Origin of the sequence: Arthrobacter stackebrandtii, assembly GCF_017876675.1 — a bacterium.
In the GTDB taxonomy this organism is placed as follows: domain Bacteria; phylum Actinomycetota; class Actinomycetes; order Actinomycetales; family Micrococcaceae; genus Specibacter; species Specibacter stackebrandtii.
In genome coordinates this window covers 2888136-2905458 of the sequence record NZ_JAGIOI010000001.1, presented here as the reverse complement: position 1 = coordinate 2905458, position 17323 = coordinate 2888136, and the positions used below count along the sequence as shown (strand labels likewise).

Below are 17323 nucleotides of genomic sequence, written 5' to 3'. Positions count from 1 at the left end.
CCGCCTCTTTGCGGTCTTCTTCTGAGCCTAGCCCCGAAGGAGCGGCTCTGCTGTGGGGCTTGACACAGCACTTGACTGCTTTTGTTGGCCAACTGCACAACCAATGCCGGCGATGGCACGGCGCAGCGGCGCGTCGGGTGAAAGCTCCAGCAGCAGCCTGCCCTCCAGCAGCGCCTTGTCCACGAGCTCCTGGTCCCAGGGCAGGAAATGGCTGATGGGCTGCGCCGGACCGAACCTCTCCCACGCCTGCGCCAGCGCCTTCTCCGGTGCGCCGCCGACGGCCCTGCGCCGCACCTTGTTCACCACCACAGCGATCTCCTTGCCGGGCAGCCGGCGCGTGAGTTCGTCCAGCCCGCGGATGAGCCGGGGGATGCCGACGGGATCCCCGCTGCCCACGGCGACCACCTGGTCCGCCTGCGCCAGCACCGCCAGGGTGGCTGCGTTGCGGCGCGGCGCAACAGTGTCGTAGCTGAGCTCCTCGTCGTCTTCCAGGGCAAAACCGCAATCGACCACCACCAGCCCCGCCAGTTCCCGCGCGGTTTTCAGCACACGTTCGACGGCGGCCGCCCGCAGTTCGGGCCATCGGTCGGCCCTCGTCAATCCGGTCAGCAACGACAACGCCCCTCCCTTGAACACCAGCTGTGTGGCAGTCTTCGCCAGCCGGGCCGTGGTGAGGGCGCCCTGATCGGCGGACCGGCAGGCCTGGGCAAAGGATGCCGACTCGTCCAGCAGGCCCAGCGACGCCGCGATGCTGGCCCCGTAGCTGTCCGCATCGATGAGCATGACGCTGCGGCCGGCGGCCGCCTCCTCTGCAGCCAAATTCATGGCCACCGTGGTGCGCCCGGGCGAGCCGATAGGCCCCCACACGGCCACGATCCGCCCCGGTGCCCGGTCCCCTGCCCCGGGGCGGCCGCCGCCGGTTTCGGCAGCTGCCGCAGGGGGTGCCGCGGCATCGCCGGGAGTCGCAGATCCACCGGGGGCCGGACTGCCGGGAGTGGCCGTGATTGGACCAGGATTCGGGCTGTCGGGGGCGCCGTCACCGCCTGCGTCCCTGGCCCCTTGCCCGGCAGCGGCCGGCGCCTGCCCGCCCGGTGGGTGCGGGAGTGGACCTTGCGGGCTGCCGCCCCGGATGTGCCGGGACGCAGCCTTGTCCCTGCGTCCCAGCCGGGGCTTTCGTGCCGGTGCGTCTGCCCGGCCGGCCTCTGCCCCGGCCGCCGATGGCTGCGCAACCGGCGCTCCGCCGTCGTGCCCGGATCCGGCACCGGCGGCGGCCGGGACGGCGAATCCAGCGGACCCTGGATGCCGGCGCCCCTCGACGGCCGCGCGGACAGCCGCGGCCAGTGCCTCCGGGGTCGCCTGGGCGGACACCGGGTGTGCGCCAAGCCCCTTCAACCGGGCCGCCTCGGCGGCCGAACCGGCAACTGCGACGACGCTGACGCCGACGGCCGTCAACCTGTCGATCAGCGTGGCTGTCAGCTCCCCGGCGCCCTCGGCCACCACGGCGACCTGGGCAAGACCGCTCTGGCAGGCGGCAAGGAGCTCGTCCAGGGCGGGGCACCTGCGCACCACCTGGACGGTGTCGCGCCGGCCCGCGAGTGCGGCAATGACCCCTGTCGGGGTTTCGCCGACAGACACCACGGTCACGGCATTCATCGGGCGGCCGCCGGGTTCCACACCACCGACACCTTGGCCTCGTTGGCCACCGCGCCGAGGAATTCCGGCAGCTGCCTGTCGGTGGCCAAGACCATGATCTGGGTGTTCCGGCCGGAGCCCAGTGACGTGGAGGCCACGTTAAGGGCGGCAACCTCGGCGCCGGGAAGCATCAGGACCGGATCCTTGAAGCCGTTGCGGTCATCCGGCAGCGCGACCCAGACATCGACATGGGTTCCGGGGACCACCTCCTTGGGCAGCGGTTCATCAACCTGCACCGAGACGGGCTTGCGGTCGAGGGCGTCGGTGCTGCCAATGCTGGACCGCGGCACCAATTCGCCTTTCGGCACCATGCGCACGGCAACGGAGTTCTCCTTCAGGCCCGCCCGGGGGTCCAGGTATTCCCCGTCCACTTCTCCCAGCTGCACCTGGACCACTTTGAAGGAATCGGCCGTGATCGGCTGCCCCACCACGATGGCATCCTTCGCCGCATACATGGCGGTGGTCTTGCCGGCGTTGCCCACCAGCGCCACGACGCCCGCTACGGAGGCCAGGACCATCAGGATGCCGATGAGCAGCCGGGGGTCCTTCCACGAGGGCTTGGCCAGGCGCGGTGCCGGGCCCTGAACGTCCATCGACATGGTTCCTCCCCTATGGGACCTTTCGCCGCATCCGGCATCCGCGTGTGGCGGCGGCACGCTGGAGATGTTGCAGCCGTCTACCATTTGTACCGCCGATCGTCCGCCGTTGTAACCCCCACCTGCCAAACAGTTGCACATCTGTGGACAACTTTGCCTGTGGATATCAAGACCCAAGCCGGTCAAACAAGGTCAAAGGGTGGATAATGGATACATGCCTAGATTCCTGACACTGGCCGACGTCGCCGAACAGCTGCAGATCTCCGCAGCTGCCTGCTACGCACTGGTCCACAGCGGTGAACTCCCCGCCTTCCAGATCGGCGGACGCGGGCAGTGGCGCGTGGATGCCGCAAAGTTTGAGCAGTTCATCGAGGACCGCCACGCCGCGGCCCGCGCCATGCTCGCCGCCGACAACCAGGCGCCCGCCGCCACCGACTAAAACTCGTTTTCCGGCGAGGATGTCACCGCCACGAGCGACGCAAACGGCACCACAGCGGTGCCCTGCCGGTTTTCACTGTCCCGGCCCACGCCGTCGGACAGCTGCATGATCTGCACGAAGTCCGCGCCCACCTGGTCCAGGACCCCGCGCAGCACAGGGTTCCGGACGCCATCCAGCTCGAGCGCCACCATGGCCCGGTTCCGCGCCAGGATGCGCAGGGCCGCGGCGAGGGTGAAGGGGACGGACGTCGGCGGACCGGCACGCCGGGAGCCGAGCCCGTGGACCCGCTGGATGTGCCCCATCGGCAGTATCACGGAGCGTTCACCCTCCCGCAGCAGCAGCCAGTCACATTCCACCTTGGCCAGGATCCCGTGGAAGGCCGCACCGTTGCGCATGACCAGCTGAACCGCCTGCCCCAGGGCTCCCCGCAGCGCCTCGCCCAAGGTCTGCCGGGCATCTTCAATGCGCGCCAGCTCGTTGACCCGCTGCTCCAATTCCTGCTGTGAGGCGGCGTGCAGCTGGGCCTCAAGGTCGGCAAACAGCTGTTCCCATCGCATGGCGCCACGCTAGGCGCAGGGAGCCCGGCCGTCAACACCGCCTGCCGCGGCCGCCGCCGGACTTATCCACATTCTCATTGCTTGCTATGGACAGGCGCCATGATACGGGTCCAAACTGTGTTATAGACATTCAATCAAGATCAAATGATGTCAAACAGCATCAAATGGGACAGTCTCAAGGGAGAGCCTGATGAAACGGCAGATGTTGGCGGATGCGGCCCTGGGGGCAGCCATCCTGGCCTTGGGTGGTTCGCTGGTGTTCAGCGGCGGGGCGATTCTGAGGCTGCGCTGGAACAGCCCCGGTGCGGGCTCGGCGCTGGGCCTGCAGGAGCTGCTGGCCGTGGCGGCGGCAGGCGCCGGAATTGCCCTGTTGTGCTGGTGGCTTTTGGCCCTGGCCTGCGCACTGGTGTCCGCCGTCGCCCAGCAGCTGGGCGCAGTCCGGCTGGCCCGGGCCAGCAGCGCATTTGCACCGGCCTTCATGCGCCGCCTTGTGGCCGCCGTGCTGGGCCTGAACCTGTTGGCCGCGCCCATGGCCGTCGCGGCCGAATCCCCCGCAGTCGACCCGCTCTGGCACCCAGGAACTGTGGCCGCGGCCCCCGTCGAAGCGGGCGGCGGCGCATCCGGCGGTGGCGCGGGGGCTGCAGCCGCGCCCGGCGTCCTGCCCCCGGACAGCTCGGAGGCAGTGTCGCCCCGGTGGGTGCCCACCACGGCCGAAACCGCGCCCGGCATGCTCATCAGCCCCGGGCACCGTGGCACCCAAAGCGTCGGCGAGGCTGCCGGCCCAACCCAGGCTCCGGCGTCGGACGGCGCACAGCAGCCGTCGGGCTCCTTCGAAGTGGTGGTCAAGGGCGGAGACAGCCTGTGGAGCATCGTGGCCGAGGCCCTGGGCCCCTATGCCAGCGATGTGGACGTGGCCCTGGCCTGGCCAGGATGGTACCGGGCCAACCGCGACACCATCGGAGCCGACCCCAACATCATTCACCCGGGCCAGATCCTGCAGGCACCGGGCGGCCCCTGACTTTCAGCAGCACCGCCATTCCATCCCAGCAACGAGCGCATAGGAGCACGACATGAGCACCCCAGCCACATCCGACGGGACTGCACCGACACTGCTTGTGGTCAGGCCCGTCACCCCGCCCGATTTCGGGGAGGCTGCCGGCGGCAACGTCGTCAGGCTGCGGCCCCCTGGCCTTCATGTGCGCCAGACCGGGGTGGGCCGGGCTGAAGAAGAGAACGCCGCGCAACCCCGCAACCGGGCCCGGAAGCGTGCCGCCGGCAAGGTGTCCTCACTTGATCCGTCATCCGCCGACCGGGAAGTGGTGGAGATGATGGCGTCGAAGGTTGCCCAGGCTGTCCTTGAGGCGCTCAGCGGTGCTCGTTCTGTGCAGCAGTTGGCCCGCTGGCTGGACGGCAGGTGCATTGCCGCCCTGACCACCAGGGCCCGTCTCTATGCGGAGGCGTGCAAGGCCGAGCTCCGGCACCGCAGCTCCGAGACTGGCACAGTTGTCACGCTCCACCACCAGCCCCGGGTGCACTCCATCCACTGCTGCGCCGTCGCACCGGGCATCTACGAGGCCTCGGTTGTCATGGCTGACGCCAACCGGTTCCGGGCCCTCGCCATGCGCCTGGAACTGCACACGGGGCTGTGGAAGGTGACGGCTTTGAATGTCGGCTGAGCCTGTCCGTGCGGCCGGGTCGGATGCGCCAAGGGCCCCAGCCCGGGTTCAATTTCGAACCGGGGAGGGGCCCTTGGGCTGCCCGTCAAGGGCGTGCCTGTGTTAGCGCTTTTTCTTCTTCTTGGTGTTCTTGTTGGCCATGCGGCGGGCCGACGGCGGCAGGCCGTCGGTCTTGCGGCGCTCCACATGCGTCTCCGCCTGGCCCTGGGCATCGGGCGCGGTGAACTGGAGCTGGGCCGGCTTTTCCGGTGCTTCCAGGCCCGGCGCGGTGATCCGCGGAGCCGCGTGCTCGTGGCCGCCGTCGGCACCGGCGACCCGGTCCATCAGGGCTGCGGGCTGCTCGGCCACAACACCGACATTGGCGGCCGGTGCGTTCTCCACTTCAACCTCCAGGTTGAACAGGAAGCCCACGCTTTCCTCGCGGATTCCGGCCATCATTGACTGGAACATTTCATAGCCTTCACGCTGGTACTCCACGAGCGGGTCGCGTTGGGCCATGGCACGCAGGCCGATGCCTTCCTTGAGGTAATCCATCTCGTAGAGGTGTTCCTGCCACTTTCGCCCAACCACGGACAGGACCACGCGGCGCTCCAGCTCGCGCATGGTTTCCGAACCCAGTGCCGCCTCGCGTTCCTGGTAGGCCACGCGGGCATCCGAGAGCAGCTCGGTCTTGAGCAGTTCCGGGGTGATGCGGCCCTCGCCGCCGGCTTCCTCGGCGATCTCATCCAACGTCACGGTGACGGGGTAGATGGTGCGCAGGTTGCCCCACAGAGTGGTGAAGTCGTACTCGCCGGCGTGGCTGGAGCTCAGCGCGGCGTCAATGATTTCATTGACGGTGTCCTCCAGGAAGTGCTGGACCTTCTCATGCAGGTCCCCGCCTTCCAGGATGCGGCGGCGGTCGCTGTAGATCGCCTCTCGCTGCCGGTTCAGGACATCGTCATATTTCAGGACGTTCTTGCGCTGCTCGGCATTGCGGCCCTCAACCTGGCCCTGGGCCGAGGCGATGGCCTTGGACACCAGCTTGGATTCCAGGGCGACGTCGTCCGGCATGGAAGAGCGGGACATGAGGCGCTCGGCAGCACCGGAGTTGAACAGCCGCATCAGGTCGTCCGTCAGGGACAGGTAAAAGCGGGACTCTCCGGGGTCGCCCTGGCGGCCGGAGCGGCCGCGGAGCTGGTTGTCGATACGGCGGGATTCGTGGCGTTCGGTGCCAAGCACGTACAGCCCGCCAGCTTCCAGAACGGCTTCATGCTCGTCCTTGACCGCCAGCTTGGCTGACTCAAAGGCCTCGTCCCAGGCCGCCTCATATTCTTCGGCGTTTTCCTCAGGGTCCAGACCGCGTGCCGCCAGTTCGGCGACGGCGTTGAACTCGGCATTGCCGCCCAGCATGATGTCCGTGCCTCGGCCGGCCATGTTGGTGGCAACGGTGACGGAGCCGCGGCGGCCTGCCTGGGCCACGATGGCGGCCTCACGGGCGTGGTTCTTGGCGTTAAGGACCTCATGCTTGACGCCGGCCTCGGCCAGCTTCTTGGAGAGGTATTCGCTCTTCTCCACGCTTGTGGTGCCCACCAGGACCGGCTGCCCGGACTCGTGGCGTTCAGCGATGTCCTTCACGACGGCGTCAAACTTCACGACCTCGTTCTTGTACACCAGGTCTGCCTGGTCCACGCGCTGCATGGGCTTGTTGGTGGGGATCGGAACAACACCCAGCGAATAGGTGCTCATGAATTCGGCCGCTTCGGTCTCGGCGGTGCCGGTCATGCCGGAGAGCTTCTCGTACAGGCGGAAGTAGTTCTGCAGGGTCACGGTGGCCAAGGTCTGGTTCTCAGCCTTGATCTCCACACCCTCCTTGGCCTCGATGGCCTGGTGCATGCCCTCGTTGTAGCGGCGGCCGGCCAGGATGCGGCCGGTGTGCTCGTCAACGATGAGGACTTCGCCGTCCATGATGACGTAGTCCTTGTCGCGCTTGAACAGTTCCTTGGCCTTGATGGCGTTGTTCAGGAATCCGATCAGGGGCGTGTTGGCGGATTCGTACAGGTTGGAAATGCCAAGGTAGTCCTCGACTTTTTCAATGCCGTCCTCAAGCACGCCGACGGTGCGCTTCTTCTCATCGACCTCGTAGTCCTCATCAATGTTCAGGCGCAGCACCACCTTGGCGAACTCGCCGTACCAGCGGTTGGCGTCGCCGGAGGCGGGGCCGGAAATGATCAGCGGTGTGCGGGCCTCATCAATGAGGATGGAGTCGACTTCATCGACGATGGCGAAATTGTGGCCGCGCTGGACCAGCTCGTCCTTGCTCCACGCCATGTTGTCGCGCAGGTAGTCAAAGCCAAATTCGTTGTTCGTGCCGTAGGTGATGTCGGCGGCGTACTGTGCCCGGCGGTATGCGGAATCCTGGTTGGAGACAATGCAGCCGGTGCTTTGGCCAAGGAAACGGAACACGCGTCCCATGAGGTCCGACTGGTACTGGGCCAGGTAGTCGTTGACCGTGACCACGTGCACGCCCTTGCCGGTGAGCGAGTTCAGGTAGGCCGGCGCGGTGGCGACGAGCGTCTTTCCTTCACCGGTCTTCATTTCGGCAATGTTGCCGAGGTGGAGGGCTGCGCCGCCCATGAGCTGGACGCGGAAGTGGCGCAGGCCCAGGGTTCGCGAGGATGCCTCGCGGACGGCGGCAAAGGCTTCCGGGAGCAGGTCATCCAGCAACTCGCCATCTTCGTGGCGCGCCTTGAGCTTGTCGGTTTCCTCGCGCAGCTCGGCGTCGGTGAATGTCTGGAAGGTGTCTTCCAGCGAGTCGATGGCGTCGGCAAGGACGTTGAGTCGTTTAAGCGTCTTGCGATCGCCTGTGCGAAGGACCCGCTCAAGAAGTGATGGCACGAAATTGCTCCCAATCTATTGCTGCCTAAAAGTGGCGTGTTCAGTCTACGTGAGAAGATGCACAGATCACTGCCAGTTCGCAGCTTCCGCCGCCAGTTTCGCGGCCAGGTCGCCGTTCCCCGCCACCGCGATGCCTCCCAGCCCCAACCAGTTCGCCATGAGTCCCAGCTCGGCTGCCAGGTGGAATGCGGTCCCTGCCGGCGCGCCAGGCTCGGCGAAGGCGCCACGCACCAGCAGAACGCCGTTCTGCCGGTCGGCCTTCAGGTCCACCCGGGCCACAATGTTCTCGCCCAGCAGAAACGGCAGCACGTAATATCCGAACTTTCGCCGGGGTTCCGGGGTGTAGATTTCCAGCCGGTAGTGGAAATTGAACAGCTGTTCAAGGCGCCGGCGTTCAAACACCAGTGAATCGAAGGGGCTCAGCAGGGCCCGGCCCGAGACTGTCCGCGGAGTGGTGGCAGAGGCGTGCAGGTAAGTGGGCGCACCCCATCCGGCAACCTCCACCGGAACCAGCTCCCCGGTGGCGGTCAGTTGCGCCACCGCCTGGCTGACCTCCTTGGCGGGAAGCCTGAAGTAGTCGGCGAAGCAGCGTGCCGTGCCGATCCCGTGCGCCTGGGCGGCAGCTGAGACGAGCCGTGACAGGGCAAGCCGCCGTTCGTCGTCGTCCATTTTTTCACCCGGGGCGCAGGCCAGGCGCTCCCTGGGCGGGAGAACCTTTTCAATCAGCGCGTAGCGGCGCTCAAACTGCTCGTTGCGGGAGGCCGCGCCGACAATGCCGCGCTCAAACAACCCTTCCAGCGTGCGCTTGACGGCGCTCCAATTCCAGCCCCACTCATCCTTGGCAACGGTCTCCTCGTGTCCGATCCGGGCCGTCAGCTGGCGGGCGGTGAGGGGCCTGCTGCGGGACAGAACGGTGAGGATATCCTGTTCCAGGCGGTCCCGCAGTCCGGCATCCATGCCGTCGGAGCCCACCCAGCGCCGGTTCTGCCATTGGCGCAGGTCGTTGAAGTGGGCGGGCCGGACCATGCTGGCCTCGTGGGCCCAGTACTCCATCATTTTCCGCGGCGCAGTACCGGCCAGCGTGTCCACGATCGTGGTGTCGTAGCTGCCCAGTCGGGAGAAGAACGGCAGGTAGTGGCTGCGTGAGAGTACGTTGACGGAGTCGATCTGAACCAGCTGGATTTGGGCAAAAATCCGGCCCACCTCCCGTGCTGTGACGGGTTGGGCGGGCCGGATTCCTGCTAGTCCCTGGGCCTTGAGTGCAATGCGCCTTGCCTGCGGGAGGCTCAGCGCTGCACCCATTCAGTTGCTCCTAGACTCTTGTATCTGTTGATGCTTGTTTCCGCGTTCGTGACTGATGGTCCTACACGCGGGCCGGCTCATCCGGAGAACGGTAGGCGGAGATTTCCTCGGCCGAGTCCGGGTTGTCATCGAGGGAGATGACCCCGTAGGTCCAGCCCTTGCGGCGGTACACCACGGACGGGACACCGGTGGAGGAGTCGATGAACAGGTAGAAGTCGTGGCCAACCATTTCCATGTTGTCCACGGCGTCGTCCAAGGTCAGCGCCGTTGCGGGGAAAACCTTGCGGCGGATGAGCACGGGAGAGTCGCCCGCGGGGATGTCGTTCTCGATCTCGTACGGCATCTTTTCCTCGACCGCCTCGGGTGCGCTCTGGGCGTAGATCGGCTCAGAACTGCTCACGGGCGGAAGCGATCCGGTGGCCTCGTTGACAGCGACCGGGGCGTGGCGTCCGTGGTGGACCTTCTTCTTGTCCTTGGCCCGTCGCAGCCGCTCCAGCAGCTTCCCGTAGGCCAGATCAAAAGCAGCAAACTTGTCCGATGCGGCAGCCTCCGCACGGATCACCGGGCCCCTGCCCAGGACCGTCAGCTCGACAGTGAGCGGGGCATCTGCTGTGCGTGACTTGCTCTCCTTGGAAACCTTGACATCGACGCGCTGGACCTTGTTGGCCAACTGCTCGATCTTCGTGAGCTTCTCGCCAGCGTATTCGCGGAATCGGTCCGAGACGCTCAAGTTGCGACCGGTGATCATGAACTCCATGGTGCCCTCCAAATATCTTCGGTGACACGGCGGCCAAACGCACAAATGGCGTTGCAACCTAGGCCGCCGACGGGCGGTTGCCCCTTGCTAGGGGTACCCGTTTACTCACGTTAGTTCACTGCCTGCTTTTATTCATCTTTTGCCGAAAACTATTTTCGGCGAGTCTTCCCAAGGGCCCGTTTTCGGCCTCACCCTCCGGCGCCCGGGAGGCTGCCAGCACCACTGCCCCGCGCACGTCAAACCCTGCATTGGCCAGTGTCTTGGCTCCTTCGCGAAGAGTTGAGCCTGTTGTGAGCACGTCATCGAGCAACAGCACGGCTTGGCCACACGGGTTCGCCAAAAGCCGAAATCTGCGGCCTCCGGGATGCCTGATCTTCATTGTGTTACGGACGTTGCTCCGGCGCTCTGCCCTGCCCAGCCCCTTCTGGTGGCTGCGGTTCCACGGCGCCCTGGCACGGATGCCCAGAACCGGTGCCACGGCGAGCTGCGGCGGCATGCGGCCCTCCTTCCGGACGGCCTTGAGCAGCATCGCGACCGGGTCGTAGCCGCGCCGCCGCCAGCCGCTGCCCGTGCCCGGGATCGGCACCAGCCACACCTGCGGAGGAAGGGACTGCGGCCGCAACCGGTCCGGCGGGCCGGCCACATGGTCAAGCGCGCGCGCCAGGCAGCGGCCCAGCGGAGCTGCCAGTTCGGTGCGCCCGTGGTTTTTGAAGGCGAGGATGGATGCGGAAAGTGCGTCCCGGTACACGCCCGCGGCCACCACGGGCAGGTAGGTCTCCCCCGCCACTCCCACCAGCGCGTCGGCCGATCCGTCGACCCTGCGCGGGCGCGCCGTTTCCCTGCGGAGCTCGGCGGAACACTCCGGGCACAGGGCGTGGTCTTCGCGGCCGCACACCACGCACTCGGAAGGCATCACCAGGAACAGGAAGTCGCGCCAGGCGCTTTCGGCGCCTAGCCATGCACGCAGCCACGCAGGCCCGGGGCTGCCCCTGTGCGAGGCCGGGCGGGGTGCACTGGGCGCTTGCGCCGCTGTATCCGTGTTCATGGTCCAAGCTTGGTGCACCACGGCACGCCGGTGCCGGGCCGCACCGGCTGTTTGTGGACAACCGGCGGCGTGGCACTGCCTGTGGAGGAACGGGCGGAGGCAGCACCGCAGGCCCCCGGCGCAGCTCGCGCCGGTCCGTCAGCCGGCGAAGGAGGCCTGTTTGAGGTCCTTGGCCGCCACCTGCCAGCTATTGCCTACGTTGGAGTAAAACTCCGTGGCGGTCTGGGCGTGCACGTTGCGCACCCCCGAGCCCGCGCTGATCCATTCGATACCGGGCAGCTCGTCCAGCTGCACAGGCCCGTGGGCCAGGTCCAGGATCTCGATCGCCACGGCTTCCTTTGCGGCCGGCGCCATGACGGCCACGCTGGACTCCCCCGCCCACACGCCCAGCGTGGGCTCCCCGGTGTGGACCAGGCTGAGCGGTTCGGTCAGTTCCTTGGGCACGTCCCCGGCCTTGAAGATCCCGGTGATCGCCACCCGGCTCACCCCGTTTGACTGCGAGATGACCAGCGCCCTGGTGCCGTCACGGGAAATCCGCAAGGTGGTGACCTGCTGGCCCACCAGCCACGGAACCGTCATGACAACGGGCTCACCCATCCCTCCGGCTTCGTTGGGCTTGACGGCCACAATCATGCCGGTGCCGTCCCCCACGGCCGACCACAGCCAGCCGTCGGGTGCAAAGGACGGCGGGGTCAGTGCCACCCCTGAAATGGCCAGGACAGGCTGCTGCCCGGGCCGGATGGAATAGATCTGGTTGCCTACACCGGCGCGGAACGCATAGTTGTGGCCCGCATAGGAGATGGCGGGCACGGCCGGGACCAGTTCCTGCACGGACTCCAGACCGGCTATCGGGGAGATCTTGGCCCCGTCAAACGTGACCAGCTCATTCTTGGCCAGTGCCACCTGGGTGGGCGGAACAGTGTTCTCCGCAATCATCGGCCCCGCCGCGTCGCCCGGTCCGCCCATGTCGATTTCCCGCTCGTCAGCGAGGAACTTCACCTCGGTGACCGTGTTGAGGGCCTTCTGCAGGGTGGTGAGCATCTGTGTCCGCATCTGCTGGCGCTGCTTCACGCTGGTGTCCAGCAACTGCTCGGCGGTCAGGCCGATCTTGGCCAGGCCGTCGGCCACGGGCACCGAATCACGCTCGAGGGCGATCCCGTTGGGGAAGGCACTGACCACGGCACCCTTCAGGTACGGCGCCGGGCCGCCCAGCATGGCCTTGACAATGCTGGTGGGGGTGCGTGAGGAACGTCCGGCCAGCCACCTGACATCGGGGACCCCGTAGGTGAACGTGGGGTCGTAAAAATAGAGTGAGAAGGGGCTGAACAAGGTCTGGAAATTGGCCTCGGCCAGCACCAGCCCGTCGGGGGTTTCGGCAATGCGCCACTGGCCCTCCACCTGCACCAGCTTCATGGACAGCTTCTCGGTGCTGCCCGGCACTGCCGGGGTCAGCACGCCCGTGCCGTCCACCGTGGACACCAGCTCAAGGGTCACCACGTACGTGTCCTTGTCCTCCCCCGGAGCCACCGACAGCGTGTCCGTGTACACCAGCGTGCGCTTGTCCGGCGCCCAGGACTGCGCCAGCCCGGGTGTCAGATACTGCCGTGCGTACTGGAAATCATCGTTGACGCCGGTGCCGGATTCGATGAAGCCGCGGATGATGCTCTCCGGAGAGGCCCCCTCCACCGGCGCAAATTGCTGGAAGCTGACGTTGACGGAGTTATTCCGGGGCGGCAGCGGATCGCTCTTGCCCACGGGGCCGCCGGTGGGGATGGCAGCACAGCCGCTCGCCAGAAACAGCACGACGGCGGCCATCGCCAGCGCTGCCGCCAGCCAGTTCCGCCGTGCTGCCTTGGGCGCCGGCTTCGCGTTCACCTGCTCCATTACTTCTCCGCCTTGTCATTGCTGCCGCCGTTGTCATGGACCACGGGGACTTTCAAGGGGCCCAGGGCACCCACCACGCCAATCGATCCGGTGTTTGTCAGCACGGGGGCAGTGGACAGGGAACCGGATCCCCCTGCGTGCCCCCCGCCGTCGGGAGGCAGCGGGACGGGCGAATGCGTCAGCACCAGGCCCCTTCTGCGGGGCAGGGTCAGCCGGAAACAGGACCCCTGGCCGGGAACGCCCCAGGCATCGAGCCAGCCGTCGTGCAGCCGGGCGTCCTCCATGGCGATGGACAGGCCCAGGCCGCTGCCGCCGGTGGTGCGTGCCCGTGCCGCGTCGGCTCGCCAGAACCGGTCAAAAACGTGCTGGAGGGCGGAGGGAGACATGCCGATGCCGTAGTCGCGCACGGCGACCGCCACCGCGTTTTCATCCGCCGACACAAAGACCTTGACCGGCTTGCCCTCGCTGTGCTCGATCGCGTTCAGCACCAGGTTGCGCAGGATCCTGTCGATCCGGCGCGAGTCCATCTCCACGATGCACTGGTGGTTGCGCAGCCGGGTGACGACCGAAAGCTCGCAGCCGTTGGCTTCAGCAACCGGGGAGGCGCCGTCGATCACCGAATGGACCACGGAGAAGATGTCCAACTGCTCCGCGTCGAGGTCGGCCACGCCGGCGTCGAAGCGGGAGATTTCCAGGAGGTCTGCCAGCAGCAGCTCGAACCGCTCAACCTGGTGGAAGAGCAGCTCTGAGGAGCGCTTGTTGATGGGGTCGAAGTCCTCGCGTGCATCAAAGAGGACCTCGGCGGCCATCCGCACGGTGGTCAGCGGCGTGCGCAGCTCGTGGGAGACGTCGGAGACAAAGCGCTGCTGCATCTCTGACAGGGTGGCGAGGGCGTTGATCTGGTCCTGCAGGGAGGTGGCCATCTTGTTGAACGACGTGGCAAGCCTGGCCATCTCGTCCTCGCCGTGGACCACCATGCGTTCCTCAAGGCCGCCGGCCGCCAGTTTTTCGGACACTGCGGCGGCCTGGCTGACGGGGTTGACCACGGTGCGGGTGACGTACCAGGCGATGGCGCCGATGAGCAGGAGCAGGATGCCGCCCGCCAGCCACAGCACCGACTGGATGTAGTTCAAGGTTTCCTGCGCCGTGTTGAGGTCGTAGATCATGTAAAGCTCGTAGCGGGTGTTCAGCAGCTCAACCTGGCTGCCCAGCACCACCGCGGGGTGCATGCCGGAGATTCCGGTGGGCAGCGCAATCGACTGCCAGTACTGCGAGTCGGGGTCGGCCTGGACCTCGGCACGCAGCGCATCCGGGATGATGGCGGTCGTGATGCCGCCGGAGTCGGAGGAGCTGACGTTCAGCCGGCTGTTCTGGCCGGGGATCTTGACCATCAAGTACTTGCGGTTGTCGTCGGCACCGCCAACCTGCAGCAGCTGCAAGGTGTCCTTCACGTACTTCGAGACGCGCGGCTGGTCGCTCAGGCTAGCGTTGGAAAACTCGTCCTGCACCTGCGTGGCCCCGCGCGCAGACTCCTGCTGCGCCTGGACCAGGCGTTCATTGAACAGGCCGTTGGAGATCTGCCCGGCCAGGTAGCCGCCCACCCCCACCACTGCGATGGAGGCGATCAGCAAGGTGGTGACAACGGTGCGGAACTGCAGCGAGGTGCGCCAGCGCCTGGAGATGGAGTCGCGCATCCACATCCACACCCGCAGCACCCGCCTGCCCGCGGTGCGCAGGGCGGTGGCCGTCCCGGCCAGCACGACGGCGGCTGCGGAGCCTTGCGCTGCCGGATCGCCCGGCACTTCCCCAGACGGCGGCGCTGCCGGCACACCGGATGCGTCTGCGGCCGGGGGCACGGCAGGCGCGCCGGGGGCGGCCCCGGCGGAACCGGGGCCTTCAGCGGGAAGGTGCGCAACGCCGTCGTGCTTGGCTTGGTCGGTGCTCATGGTGTCTTCACTGCCAAACGGGTTTAGCTCCCGGCCTTGTAGCCGACGCCGCGGACGGTCAGGACGACCTCGGGCGCTTCGGGGTCGCGTTCAATCTTGGAGCGCAGCCGCTGGACGTGGACGTTGACCAGGCGGGTGTCGGCGGCGTGGCGGTAGCCCCACACCTGCTCGAGGAGCAGTTCGCGGGAGAACACCTGCCAGGGCTTGCGGGCCAGTGCAACGAGGAGGTCAAATTCCAGCGGGGTGAGCGAGATTTTCTCGCCTGCGCGGCGGACCGAGTGGCCGGCCACGTCGATGCTGATCTCGCCGATGACCAGCGTCTCGGGGGCCTTGACGTCGCCGGGGCGCAGGCGGGCGCGCACGCGGGCCACGAGTTCTGCGGGCTTGAAGGGCTTCGCGACGTAGTCGTCGGCGCCGGACTCCAGCCCGCGCACCACGTCCGAGGTGTCCGACTTGGCCGTCAGCATCACGATGGGCACATCCGACTCGGCGCGGATCAGGCGGCAGATTTCAATGCCGTCCATGCCGGGCAGCATCAGGTCCAGAAGGACCAGGTCCGGCTTGTTGTCTTGGAACACCTCGAGTGCCTTGGCTCCGTCCGCGCAAAAGACCGGCTCAAAGCCGTCATTGCGCAGCACAATGCCGATCATCTCGGACAGTGCCTCATCATCGTCAACCACCAAAATACGTGCCTTCATACATCTATATTTGCCTATTACCAGCCCAAAGTCCCCATCGGCGACCTCCGGACACCGCGAACACGCCGTTTATGCACAAAAATTCGCTACAAGCGCAGACCGCCGAGCCGGGCACTTCCATCAGGGCGGCGGTGGTGGTTGTGTTCCCCGTCCCCCGGCGCCGGGCCGCAGGCGCAACGGACACGGCCTTGGATGGCGGCGTTAACGGACGCGGCGCAATGATTGCGTCGCACACCACCACGATGTGGGCGGTTCCGGATAGGGTTTGAGGTAAGGACACGGCAGTACAGGGAGCAAAATGACGCAGGGACCGCAGCAGCCACCGCTTGAGCCGCAGGAGCCGGATGATTCCGGGGACGCCCCACGGGATGGCGCACAGCAGCCTGCACACTATCCGGCACAGCCGCAGCAGTCGGCAGTCCCGCCTGCCACACCCGGCCAGCCCGCCGCCCCGCAGCCCCAGTGGGGCCAGTACGGCCAGCCCCAACAAGTTGTTCTGCCGCAACAGGGCCAGCCGCAGTACCCTGCCGCACCGCAGCAGGGCCAGCCGCCTGTCCAACAACCCCAGTGGGGCCAGCCGGGACAGCCGGGACAACAACCCCAGTGGGGCCAGCCCCAGTACGGACAACAGCAGCCACCCCAGTACCCGGGCCAGCCCCAGTGGGGCCAGTACGGCCAGCCGCAGCAGCCGGCCTATGGCCAGCCCGCCTACGGACAGCAGCCCCAGTACGGCCAGCCCGGATACGGCGGCTACATTGCCCCGCCCAAGCCCGGCGTCATTCCGCTGCGCCCCCTGGGCCTGGGAGAAATCCTCGACGGCGCCTTCCAGACGGCCCGCCGCAACGGCAAGGCCATGTTCGGCTCGGCCCTGATCTTCCAGTTGGCAACGGCCGCAGTGTCGATCCTGGTCATGTTCCTGACCCTCGGGTCGTTCATGACAGACATGATTTCACTGGGAGGGACCTTCGACGAGTCGGACCCCGCCGCGGCCGAGGCGCTCGGCGGCAGCATCATTGTGTACGCGCTGACCATGCTCATCACCGCCTTCGTCTCAGTGCTGATCCAAATGGTGCTGCAGGGCGCCCTTGTGGTCCCGGTCCTGCGCGCCACCTTGAACCGCAAGACCACGTTCGGCCTGATGTGGCGCCTGGCGAAGCCGCGCATCGGTTCGCTCATCATCCTGGCGCTGCTCTATGCCGCCGCGTTCCTGGTTGCCATCCTGGTGTTCACCGGCATCGTGGTGGGCCTGATCTTTGCCCTCGGCGCCAACTCCTCCGACTCCGCCATCCTCGGTGTCGTAGGCCTGTCCTTCCTTCTCGCCCTGCCGTTCGCCGTGGTGGCCATCTGGATCAGCACGAAGCTGCTGGTGGCTCCGGCCGCCGTCGTGGTGGAAAACATCGGCGCCATCCAGGGCATCAAGCGCTCCTGGCAGCTGACCCGCAGCAACTGGTGGCGCACCTTCGGCATCTCCCTGCTGGCCGCCGTGATCGCCGGGGTGATCGGCAGCATCATCACCACCCCTGTCTCCTTCCTGGCGGGCTTCCTTGCCCCGGTCCTGGCCGGCGGCGAACCCACGGCCAACCAGGCTGTGTCCGTCATGCTGGCCACCCAGGCCATCTCCATGACCATCGCAGCCCTGGTCGGTGCCGTCACCCTCGCATTCCAGACCGGCGTCATGGCCCTGATCTACGTTGACCTGCGCATGCGCCGTGACGGATTCGACATCACCTTGCTGAAGGAATCTGAAAGCGCCAAGGACGACGGCGGCATCCCCGGTTCGCCTGTCCCGGCCGGTTTCCTGCCGGGCGCCGGTGCAGCGGGCACCGCGCCCGGAAGCTACGGCGGCTGAGGCCGCCG

14 protein-coding genes are annotated in these 17323 nt (G+C 66.9%); 4 read left to right on the top strand and 10 right to left on the bottom strand.

All coding sequences use genetic code 11. From position 1 onward, the window contains the following. Positions 1–27 precede the first annotated feature (27 nt). Entirely contained in the window at positions 28–1653 is a 1626-nt protein-coding gene (locus JOF48_RS19655; RefSeq protein WP_245346520.1) for a CpaE/TadZ family protein, read from the bottom strand. Then, positions 1650–2291, bottom strand: a complete 642-nt coding sequence (locus JOF48_RS12635) for a CpaB family protein (protein WP_209681202.1) — start codon at positions 2289–2291, stop codon at positions 1650–1652. Before JOF48_RS12635 ends, JOF48_RS19655 begins: the two co-directional genes overlap by 4 nt. 211 nt (positions 2292–2502) lie before the next feature. On the opposite strand from JOF48_RS12635, the gene JOF48_RS12630 reads away from it, so the two are divergent. Next, positions 2503–2727 (top strand): helix-turn-helix domain-containing protein, encoded by a 225-nt coding sequence (locus JOF48_RS12630; RefSeq protein ID WP_209681201.1) that lies wholly within the window; start codon positions 2503–2505, stop codon positions 2725–2727. On the opposite strand, the gene JOF48_RS12625 is transcribed toward JOF48_RS12630, so the two are convergent. Beyond that, positions 2724–3284 carry a hypothetical protein gene (locus tag JOF48_RS12625; protein WP_209681200.1) on the bottom strand — a complete coding sequence of 187 codons (561 nt, stop codon included), beginning with the start codon at positions 3282–3284 and terminating at the stop codon, positions 2724–2726. The two genes, JOF48_RS12630 and JOF48_RS12625, sit on opposite strands and share 4 nt — an antisense overlap. A 190-nt stretch (positions 3285–3474) precedes the next feature. On the opposite strand from JOF48_RS12625, the gene JOF48_RS12620 reads away from it, so the two are divergent. Both JOF48_RS12620 and JOF48_RS12615 read left to right on the top strand, forming a co-directional pair. Continuing rightward, entirely contained in the window at positions 3475–4302 is an 828-nt protein-coding gene (locus tag JOF48_RS12620) for a LysM peptidoglycan-binding domain-containing protein (protein WP_209681199.1), read from the top strand. A gap of 52 nt (positions 4303–4354) precedes the next feature. Continuing rightward, positions 4355–4960 (top strand): Rv3235 family protein, encoded by a 606-nt coding sequence (locus JOF48_RS12615; protein ID WP_209681198.1) that lies wholly within the window; start codon positions 4355–4357, stop codon positions 4958–4960. A gap of 102 nt (positions 4961–5062) precedes the next feature. On the opposite strand, the gene secA is transcribed toward JOF48_RS12615, so the two are convergent. The 7 genes from secA to mtrA form a co-directional block, all read right to left on the bottom strand. After that, positions 5063–7834: a preprotein translocase subunit SecA gene (gene secA, locus JOF48_RS12610; protein ID WP_209681197.1), complete on the bottom strand. Its 2772-nt coding sequence runs from the start codon at positions 7832–7834 to the stop codon at positions 5063–5065. A 66-nt stretch (positions 7835–7900) separates the two neighbouring features. Then, positions 7901–9136: a winged helix-turn-helix domain-containing protein gene (locus JOF48_RS12605; protein WP_209681195.1), complete on the bottom strand. Its 1236-nt coding sequence runs from the start codon at positions 9134–9136 to the stop codon at positions 7901–7903. Between the two features lie 61 nt (positions 9137–9197). Next, positions 9198–9893 carry a ribosome hibernation-promoting factor, HPF/YfiA family gene (hpf, locus tag JOF48_RS12600; protein ID WP_209681193.1) on the bottom strand — a complete coding sequence of 232 codons (696 nt, stop codon included), beginning with the start codon at positions 9891–9893 and terminating at the stop codon, positions 9198–9200. Between the two features lie 115 nt (positions 9894–10008). Next, positions 10009–10938: a ComF family protein gene (locus JOF48_RS12595; RefSeq protein ID WP_209681191.1), complete on the bottom strand. Its 930-nt coding sequence runs from the start codon at positions 10936–10938 to the stop codon at positions 10009–10011. Positions 10939–11076: 138 nt separating this feature from the next. Continuing rightward, positions 11077–12822: an LpqB family beta-propeller domain-containing protein gene (locus tag JOF48_RS12590; protein WP_209681189.1), complete on the bottom strand. Its 1746-nt coding sequence runs from the start codon at positions 12820–12822 to the stop codon at positions 11077–11079. Then, positions 12822–14768, bottom strand: coding sequence for an MtrAB system histidine kinase MtrB (gene mtrB / locus JOF48_RS12585; protein ID WP_209681187.1), 1947 nt, complete (start codon positions 14766–14768; stop codon positions 12822–12824). The genes JOF48_RS12590 and mtrB overlap by 1 nt, the downstream gene beginning before the upstream one ends. Positions 14769–14791: 23 nt before the next feature. Further along, on the bottom strand, positions 14792–15466 hold the full coding sequence (gene mtrA / locus JOF48_RS12580) for an MtrAB system response regulator MtrA (protein WP_203314704.1): 675 nt from the start codon (positions 15464–15466) through the stop codon (positions 14792–14794). A gap of 298 nt (positions 15467–15764) precedes the next feature. Here mtrA and JOF48_RS12575 point away from each other — a divergent pair, with 298 nt between their 5' ends. Further along, positions 15765–17315, top strand: coding sequence for a DUF7847 domain-containing protein (locus tag JOF48_RS12575; RefSeq protein WP_209681185.1), 1551 nt, complete (start codon positions 15765–15767; stop codon positions 17313–17315). The last annotated feature ends 8 nt before the right edge of the window (positions 17316–17323 follow it).